Here is a 285-nt window from a genome sequence, read left to right on the forward strand (position 1 = left end):
ACGTGTTCGGTGGAACACCATCAAATATCGCTATTCCTGCCATTGAAAAAGGACGTGTTGAAATGATTGCGGGAGTTAATTTACCCATGCTTATTAAACTGATTTCTATTCGCCAATGTCCTGATATTTCATTATCAGAAGCTTTAAGAATAGCGCAAGAAGCGGGGCGTAAATATATTAATGTACCAAGTATGACCTTATAACAGATAATTAAACTCATGCTTTCCAAAGATCCTCTACCACCATCTATACTCAGTCGCCATTTCAATATCTGTAATAAACGTG

General features: G+C 37.2%; 1 protein-coding gene. It reads left to right on the forward strand.

The window, feature by feature from the left end:
* Nucleotides 1–203 (forward strand): PTS sugar transporter subunit IIA (locus tag ACFINZ_RS11550; protein ID WP_375701589.1); only part of this gene is annotated, 203 nt, incomplete at its 5' end.
* Nucleotides 204–285: the final 82 nt, after the last annotated feature.

The organism is Bartonella sp. AA81SXKL, assembly GCF_042196945.1.
In the GTDB taxonomy this organism is placed as follows: Bacteria; Pseudomonadota; Alphaproteobacteria; order Rhizobiales; family Rhizobiaceae; genus Bartonella.